Annotated in this window: 9 protein-coding genes and 1 pseudogene; 2 read left to right on the forward strand and 8 right to left on the reverse strand. The window is 39.0% G+C overall.

Annotated features, from left to right (window positions below):
• Positions 1-192, forward strand: a pseudogene (locus MLE14_RS21445) (group II intron reverse transcriptase/maturase); the annotation flags it as partial.
• Positions 193-247: 55 nt separating this feature from the next.
• Here the strand turns inward: MLE14_RS21445 and MLE14_RS21450 are convergent.
• Complete coding sequence (locus tag MLE14_RS21450) at positions 248-1,027, reverse strand: FixH family protein (RefSeq protein ID WP_243300442.1); 780 nt, start codon at positions 1,025-1,027, stop codon at positions 248-250.
• 261 nt (positions 1,028-1,288) lie between these two features.
• On the opposite strand from MLE14_RS21450, the gene MLE14_RS21455 reads away from it, so the two are divergent.
• A complete protein-coding gene (locus MLE14_RS21455) occupies positions 1,289-2,440 on the forward strand; it encodes a CapA family protein (protein ID WP_243300443.1) in 1,152 nt (383 codons plus the stop codon).
• Between the two features lie 28 nt (positions 2,441-2,468).
• On the opposite strand, the gene MLE14_RS21460 is transcribed toward MLE14_RS21455, so the two are convergent.
• The 7 genes from MLE14_RS21460 to MLE14_RS21490 form a co-directional block, all read right to left on the reverse strand.
• Positions 2,469-2,774, reverse strand: a complete 306-nt coding sequence (locus MLE14_RS21460; protein WP_243300444.1) for a hypothetical protein — start codon at positions 2,772-2,774, stop codon at positions 2,469-2,471.
• 12 nt (positions 2,775-2,786) lie between these two features.
• Positions 2,787-3,212, reverse strand: a complete 426-nt coding sequence (locus tag MLE14_RS21465; protein WP_243300445.1) for an acyl-CoA thioesterase — start codon at positions 3,210-3,212, stop codon at positions 2,787-2,789.
• Positions 3,209-5,521, reverse strand: a complete 2,313-nt coding sequence (locus MLE14_RS21470) for an AAA family ATPase (RefSeq protein ID WP_243300446.1) — start codon at positions 5,519-5,521, stop codon at positions 3,209-3,211. The genes MLE14_RS21465 and MLE14_RS21470 overlap by 4 nt, the downstream gene beginning before the upstream one ends.
• Positions 5,522-5,653: 132 nt before the next feature.
• Positions 5,654-5,875: a small acid-soluble spore protein Tlp gene (gene tlp / locus MLE14_RS21475; RefSeq protein ID WP_243300447.1), complete on the reverse strand. Its 222-nt coding sequence runs from the start codon at positions 5,873-5,875 to the stop codon at positions 5,654-5,656.
• An 86-nt stretch (positions 5,876-5,961) separates the two neighbouring features.
• On the reverse strand, positions 5,962-6,105 hold the full coding sequence (locus MLE14_RS21480) for an acid-soluble spore protein N (RefSeq protein ID WP_243300448.1): 144 nt from the start codon (positions 6,103-6,105) through the stop codon (positions 5,962-5,964).
• Positions 6,106-6,167: 62 nt separating this feature from the next.
• On the reverse strand, positions 6,168-6,299 hold the full coding sequence (locus MLE14_RS21485) for an FbpB family small basic protein (RefSeq protein WP_243300449.1): 132 nt from the start codon (positions 6,297-6,299) through the stop codon (positions 6,168-6,170).
• 159 nt (positions 6,300-6,458) lie between these two features.
• Positions 6,459-6,977 (reverse strand): peroxiredoxin family protein, encoded by a 519-nt coding sequence (locus MLE14_RS21490; RefSeq protein WP_243300450.1) that lies wholly within the window; start codon positions 6,975-6,977, stop codon positions 6,459-6,461.
• Positions 6,978-7,719: the final 742 nt, after the last annotated feature.

Consider the following 7,719-nt stretch of genomic DNA (forward strand, 5'->3'; position numbering starts at 1 on the left):
ACGAGGATTAAAAGACTGATTACCTTAGGGGTTCCACCACATAAAGCATACGAATGGGGGAATTCTCGGAAGAAATACTGGAGAATCGCTTGTAGTCCAATCTTAAACAAAACCCTCCATAACTCCTATTGGAGAAATCGAGGGTTGAGAAGTCTAGCGGAACGATATGAATTTTTGCGTCAATCATCATAATTGAACCGCCGTATACCGAACGGTACGTACGGTGGTGTGAGAGGTCGGGGGTTAGTCACCCACTCCTACTCGATTCAACAGTGATTGTTTCTTCCGAATGAATATGTGTTCCATCCTCATGTTCTACGTGTATCACAACATTGTATGTACCAGCAGTGTCAAATTGATGAGCTGCGGCATACTCGCCTGGGTTTGTCTCAGACGCATCTATCCATGCATGTTGCTCTGTGCCGTCAAGCCAAACTTCAAACCTTACTTCAGCTTCTGTGTATGGCTCTTCTTCCTTAGAAAGGTGAACTAAAAGTTCAGTTTCACTATTAACTGAAAATGCAGTGTTCATAAAATGAATAGCAATATCTGTATCAGCATGATGATCATGGCCCGTAGTATTTTCATGATGCTCTGTTTCTGAATGGGAATGATCAGCTGCAGCTCCTTCCCCTACCTGCACTTCACTTAAAGGCATGACATGCAAATTTCGTGCATCTACATGGACTTGAACGACATATACACCGTCTGAAGGAAAAGTATGCTTAACTGCATATGTTCCCCCACTCTTATTTTCATAAGGCTTTATAACCGAGGTCTCTTTATCTTCTTTATTCCATATCTCAAATTTGACAGAATCGGCATCTTCTACTTCTTCTCCGCCTTGGGTAACCTTGGCCTCAATTGTGATTTCCTCTCCCGGGCTTGTCTGTTCCGGAACACTTAAATCAACCTCTATCATTTCAGGAATCTGTTCATTGTTACCATTAGGTGCATGCTCCTCTTTGCCGCATCCCGCAAGCAGGAAAGCCATCAATAGTAGCAAGATTATGGAAATCTTATGCAAAGAAATACATCCTTTCTATAGTTTGCTGATTTCTTACTCATATTATAAATGATTTCATCTTAACTCCCTTCTGCATTTGTGAAAGGGATGTGAACATTAAAATACGGGCACATCTGTACGCCGACACATTATAACCCTGTTCGTCCTTGATTTGCAAATTTTAACACAAAACGACTAGCTTATTTCCTAAAATGCTTTTCACTAGGTTAAAAGTCGCTTATAGTGATAATAATCTAATGTTTTACCTGAAAGGAAATGTGTATGAAAAATATATTCCTGTTTACAACTGTTTTGTTTTTGACCCTAACTGGGCTTATTATCTATCAATGGGTTACAAGGCATAATGAAACCTTTGCAATGGAATCCTATCCTATTCGAATACATACATTATCACCATTTTCTTATCAACTAAAGGATTATGAAACCTCTGTAACTTTGGGCGCAATTGGAGATATTTTAATTCATGATTGGGTCTATGAAGATGCACTGGAGAAAGGGGCGAATGGCAGGTACAATTTCGATCCGATGTTTTCCGAAATAACTCCTCTTTTAGAAAAACCTGATATTCTGCTGGCCAATCAGGAGAGCATTTTGGGCGGAAAAGAAATTGGGATTTCAAACTATCCTTTATTCAATAGTCCCCAAGAAGCGGGAGATGCGATTATCAGGGCAGGTGTAGATATTGTCTCAACAGCCAATAACCATACACTTGATAAAGGAGAAAAAGGGATTTTGGCTGCGATCCGGTATTACGAATCATCCGGTCTCCCATATGTCGGGAGCTATAAAAGCTTTGAAGATCAAAGGAAACTTAGAATCATTGAAAAAAATAAGGTATCTATTGCCTTTTTATCGTACACAACTACTACAAATGGCCTTTCCGTACCATCTGGAAAAGAATACTTAGTTAATGAAGTAAACAAAGAAAAAATCAAAGATGAGATCAAACGGGCGAAAGAAGCAGCTGACGTGGTTGTCATGAGTATCCACTGGGGACAAGAGTATGTCAGATTTCCGAATCAGAACCAAATCGATCTCGCGCATTTTTTTATCAGTGAAGGAGTCGATATTGTTTTCGGACATCATCCCCATGTTCTCCAGCCAATTGAATGGATTGAAGCTGAAAATGGAGAAAGTGGGCTGGTGGTATATTCATTAGGAAACTTTCTTTCCGGACAAATGTGGGATTACAAAGATATCGGAGGTATGGTTGAAGTGGACATAAGCAAAAAGTTTGCAGAAGGAAATTCAAGTACTGAAATTACTGATGTCCGTTTTCATCCGACCTATGTGTATAATGAGCATCTAAGAAATTATCTTGTGGTTCCGCTTGCTGAAGCAGAAAGATACGGAGTTTTAAATGCAGATTCCCTCAACCAACAGATCCTTGAACATATGCTTCCAAATGATTAAAAAGCGTGTGACATTCCGTCCACGCTTTTTAAGTTCTCTTAAACCTAAAATATTGATCTAGAAGTCCTTCACATTCTAAAATCTCTTTTTCCTTTTCACCCAGTAAATCATAGTGGGAATATCCATCTTCTCTTTTGTGAATCCACTCTTTTTTTAAACCGTATTGTTTTCCCCAATTTGCAAGCCGGTTTAAATCATGACAGCCTACTTTTGTAACCGTCTTACATCCAGGGAACCGCTCATCTATCCAATAATGAGTGAGAAATGCAATTTCACCTGCATCAATCTTCCGTTTCCACTCGCGTATTTCTTTTCTTTTAATCCCAAATGCCATAGAGGGATTCCTCTATTCTTTCTTCTTTTTAGCTTTTTCATAGACTTCGTGCCAGTCAGGAAAATGCTTTCGGAGTGAGACAGGACGAAAATTTTCTTTTTTTACAATAACATGCTTAGAGGTTGCTTCTGCAGCGAGTTCCCCGTTTTCTTTTAAAATGCGATACCCATAAACAGATCGGATCCCGTCATAATCTTCAAGCCATGTTTCAACGATTGCCGTTTCGCCGTATTTAACTGGCTTTTTATATTGGATATGAACGTCGATAACAGGTGAAATAATACCGTCTTCTTCCATTTGGGAGTATTGGAAACCGAGGTCCTCAATGAGCTGGGTTCGACCAACTTCCATCCATATTAAATAATTGCCATGGTACACAACGCCCATTTGATCTGTTTCTGCATAACGAACTTTTATCTCTGATTTTGAAACAATCATCGTAACGAATCCCCATTTCTTGCTTTATCAAATGCTTTTTCAATATCTTCTTTTGTTAAAATCGATAAGTTTTGACCTAAGTTTTCAGCATCTATTTCTCTCATAGTACGGAAAGCCTGAACTTGAATCACTTCAGACATGAGATTTTCCATAAACCGCCCGTTTCCGGAAATAACTTGCTCATTTAATTGTTCAAGTAACCAATCTCTAGCGTCAGGCAAAAGGGTATAAGCATATTTTGTACAGAATCTCTCCCCAATTTGTACCAATTCTTCAGGAGAATAATCCGGAAAGGAGAAAAACTTTTTAAAGCGGGACCTGAGGCCAGGATTACTGTTGAGCAGTTCCTCCATCTCATTTGGATACCCAGCCATAATCACAACAAGATTTTCGTGGTGTTTCGTCATCTCATCAACAAGCGTCTCAATCGCTTCTTTTCCAAAATCTTGGCCACCTTCTTTAAAAAGAGAATAGGCCTCGTCTATAAATAACACTCCACCTAAGGCTTCACGAATTTTCTTTTTGGTTTTAACGGCTGTCTGCCCCACATATTCTGCAACTAAATCGGCTCGGCTAACGACAACAAGATGACCTCTTTTAAGAATCCCTATGTTTTTTAAAAGATTGGAAAAGATCGCGGCTACTGTGGTTTTTCCTGTTCCGGGATTACCCGAGAAAACAGAATGTAATTGAAGCGGAACAGAAGGAAGACCCAGCTCTTTCCGTTTTTGCTGCACTTCTAAAAATGCGATGATAGCCGTAACTTCTTTTTTAATGGGTTCTAACCCGATTAATTGGTCTAAATCATTTGTAACGAAGTTCTCATTGTCAAGATTTCCGCCGGATACATGCTCTTGTTCAATAAAACTGTACTGGAGAACATCATACGTATTCCCTGTCTGAACTCCCTTTTTAAAAATCGCATCAAGTATAATGTCCCGTACTGTCCTTGCATTTCCGAAAGTATGATCAATCCGTTCTTTTTCAATTCTAGCAGAAACCGCAAGCTGTGCTTTCTCCGTTAAAATATAATCGTTCTCAAAAGAAATCAGCTTGGCAATTTCGAGCAATTCCTCATTGTTATAATCACTTAAATGAAAGTGATTAGAAGAAGGAAATCGGCTTCTAAGGCCAGGATTGCTATCTAAAAAATTGCGCATTTCTTCAGGGTATCCTGCTAAGATAACAGCAAACTTACCGCCATACTCTTTACTGGTCATAAGAGAGACAAGCGTATCAATCGCGGTTTGGCCAAAGTCATGTCCAGACTGTCCTTCCCGTTTCAAACTGTACGCTTCATCTATAAATAATACACCGCCAAGCGCTTTTTCAACATAATGTTTAACGTTTTCTTCTGTTTGTCCCATAAAGGCGCCTATAAGGTGGGAACGGTTTACTTCTAATACCTCGTTACGCGGAAGAACACCTAATTCGTGATAAATCCGTGCAAGCAGACGTGCAATCGTCGTTTTTCCAGTTCCGGGATTTCCAGTTAAAATCATGTTCAGACTCATGACATCCTTTGACTGAAACCCCCATTTTTTTCTTTGCTTTTGATATTTTAAAAATTGATAATACTGATTCATTCTCGTTTTTACATCATGAAGGCCAATCATGGATTCAAGTTCTTGTAAAGCAGTACGTTCTTCGGGTTTTTGTATGCCATAAGGTTCTAGTCGGCTTTCCCATTTTGCTTGGAGTCGCTCTATTTCTTTTACCTTTTCCATCATCACTTCAAAATGTATAGATGTATAAAACGTTCCAGTAAGAGACTGCTCATATTTTTCTGAAGCACTGATTAATTCCTCTACAACCTGACTTGCTTCCTCTAATATTCGTTTTAGCTCTATAAGCGGCAATGATGAAAATTCCTGATAGTCAAGTTTGCGTGCATCCTTAAGTTCAATGTAAAGCTTGTTGGATTCTTCTATATATTGGAGCGCCGCTTTTCGTTTCGCTGTCCGATTATCTGTCTCTCGTATAGGAGGGAACGAAACACGGGTAAAAAGATCCCGTTTATAAGCCAAATCTAATTGAACAGATAAATTAAGTGCAATCGGATTCGATGGGTCGAGACGCAACGCTTCTTGAATCCAAGTTTGAATTAAGGTCGGGTGTTTATGTTCAGCCCTTAAAGAGGCAGCTACTAACGAGTATCCTGCAGAAAGAATATCGTTTGCTGCTTCCTTTTTGGTTAAGGTATATACTTTTTCCAGTGCTTCAATTGCGGTTGGAGTCACTCGATTTTCCAGCCAGGCAGATGCATGGCGGTTAATCCAATCGACGTTTGGGTCTGTAATTTGTTTCATCATGTTAATACTCTCACTTTTCCTATTCTTGTTCTATCTTATCATACCCAAGACCATCCACCCATATGGATTGCTTACCGGATATAAAAAGAGGGTTCAACTTAATGTAAGTTGACCCTCTTTTCCACCTTATTACTTTCTGGCTTTTGATTCATCCTTGATTTCTTCACGAAAAGCAGCGATACTTTCACGTCTTCTTTCATTTTTTTCTTCAATTTGCTTCCGCTGTTCACCAGAACTAAACTCCAGTGAAGCTTCAGCCTCTTCTATGTTTTCTATTGTATTTTGAACCATAGACTGAAGCTTCTCAACATTATCGCTGCGATCATCTGGTTTTGGTTTTTGGTAATCCATACTCCAAATCCTCCTCCTGTTAAAGAATCGTCCTTAGTTTGTTCCAAACTGAATCTCTTTAACGAAGGTAAAGCATGGTATTGGTACTATTCACCTTTTGTTTGCATAACTTGAGCGTGTTCTCCGCTCTTATCTTGCATCTTTTTACCCTTATTTCCGCCAAATCCGCGTGATTGCGTGCCTATATGGTTGGGTACATAATGTTCAGGGTGTCTTTTTGGATTACTCATTAAAATATCCCTCCTCCACCTTAGTGTTTACAGGCGGGAGAGAGATATAAGTGGAAAAACCTTTATTCGGCTTTTTTTAAGTGTTTTTGCTGAAGCTTTTCTTCAAGCTTCTCTAATAACTGTTCATCTTTTAATAAAGCCTGTTTATTTTCCTGGACGAGCTCTGAAAAGGAACGCTTTCTAGGTCTTCTCATCACATGTCACCTTCCTTTCTTCTATCATATCATCTAGTCTTGACGAAAACGATTGCAATTATGACAACTTTTTGAAAATTTAATTTAAATAGTATTGAAGTTCTAGTCAAACAAGTCAGATAGTCAAAAGGACATGTAAAAAGGAGAGCAAGCCTATGCTTACTCTCCCATTAATTCTTCGATTACATCCAAAGTCATAGTTGACGTATACTTAGCCTCAATGGTCCCATTTTCATCCACAATATAGGTTGTAGGAATCACCAATGTTTGATATATCTCGTTGACAGTATCCCCATTCGTCTTAATTGGGTCTAACAGGATGGGAAAAGTCAGTCCATACTCTTTGACAAAACCCTTTACATTGTTAAGAGGGTCTATATTAACCGCTAATATTTCAATGTTCTCGCTTTTATGCTCATCATAGTATTTTTGCATTTCCGGCATTTCTGCCTTACATGGGTCACACCAGGTTGCCCAAAAATTGAGCAGCACTTTTTTACCTCTATAATCCGATAGACTCACTTCTTTGCCATCTAATGTTTTCAGCGTAAAATCCGGTGCTTCTGTTCCAATTTTTAAACCGGGCATCCGATCCATTTGTTCTTTTTCGATGGCTTGGACAATGGCAACAGTACCTAGAGCAACGAGCATCACTATCGCGATTACTTTTTTAACCAAAGCTGTTTCCTCCTCAGGAAAGGTTTATTGAGATTAGCAACTAACTGTAAAAAAGTAAGCTCGTATGTAAGCAAATTTGATAAAATCGCTGGATAAACCTGTTCCAATTCGACTTTTGTTTTTTAATCCTTAGATAAAGATATACAACAATAATAAGAGATGCAAGAATCATTTCCTTTTGGAGCCAAAGCCGATTATTAGGTCACCAATTGCTAATTAACTTGAAAAAGTCTCACATTTATTATCTTACCTTAAAGTCTTCTGCCAATTCCAGTCTATCGTACTTCTTAGTAGCCGGATTTTTATATTATCATGCTGTTATTGTTAAAAATGAGAGCTAATGAGCGAATTGAAACTTCGTTTTACCGAAGAGAGAATCTTTATACCGAACTCATATGTGACTAACCGAACTCACGTCTAGTTTAACCCAACTTAGGTGCTATTTTTTCGAACTCAGAACCTGTTTACCGAACTCACAGCATGAATTACCGAAAATAAATCCGTTTAATCCAACTCACGACCTGGTTTACCAAACTCATCACCCGGTTTACCGAACTTAGTATTGATTTTCCGAATTCACAAACCACCCATTTTTTGAAGACGCGTTGATAAACCAATCATAACCACCCGTGAAACGGGTGGTTTGTTCTGCGGCTGAAAGCCTTTGTTACTGGCCAGCCCCTCAAGGGGCTCTGAATAGTTCGCCAACCGCACTGCTTTTCCGGCTAACCCTAAAAGGGTT

Source organism: Bacillus litorisediminis (assembly GCF_022808645.1).
Classification (GTDB): Bacteria; Bacillota; Bacilli; order Bacillales; family JC228; genus Bacillus_BF; species Bacillus_BF litorisediminis.

Bases quoted from the DNA above. Each gene is read 5' to 3' on its own strand.
- MLE14_RS21455 (WP_243300443.1), top strand. From the start codon at position 1,289: ATGAAAAATATATTCCTGTTTACAACTGTTTTGTTTTTGACCCTAACT.
- MLE14_RS21460 (WP_243300444.1), bottom strand. From the start codon at position 2,774: ATGGCATTTGGGATTAAAAGAAAAGAAATACGCGAGTGGAAACGGAAG.
- MLE14_RS21465 (WP_243300445.1), bottom strand. From the start codon at position 3,212: ATGATTGTTTCAAAATCAGAGATAAAAGTTCGTTATGCAGAAACAGAT.
- MLE14_RS21470 (WP_243300446.1), bottom strand. From the start codon at position 5,521: ATGAAACAAATTACAGACCCAAACGTCGATTGGATTAACCGCCATGCA.
- tlp (WP_243300447.1), bottom strand. From the start codon at position 5,875: ATGGATTACCAAAAACCAAAACCAGATGATCGCAGCGATAATGTTGAG.
- MLE14_RS21480 (WP_243300448.1), bottom strand. From the start codon at position 6,105: ATGAGTAATCCAAAAAGACACCCTGAACATTATGTACCCAACCATATA.
- MLE14_RS21485 (WP_243300449.1), bottom strand. From the start codon at position 6,299: ATGAGAAGACCTAGAAAGCGTTCCTTTTCAGAGCTCGTCCAGGAAAAT.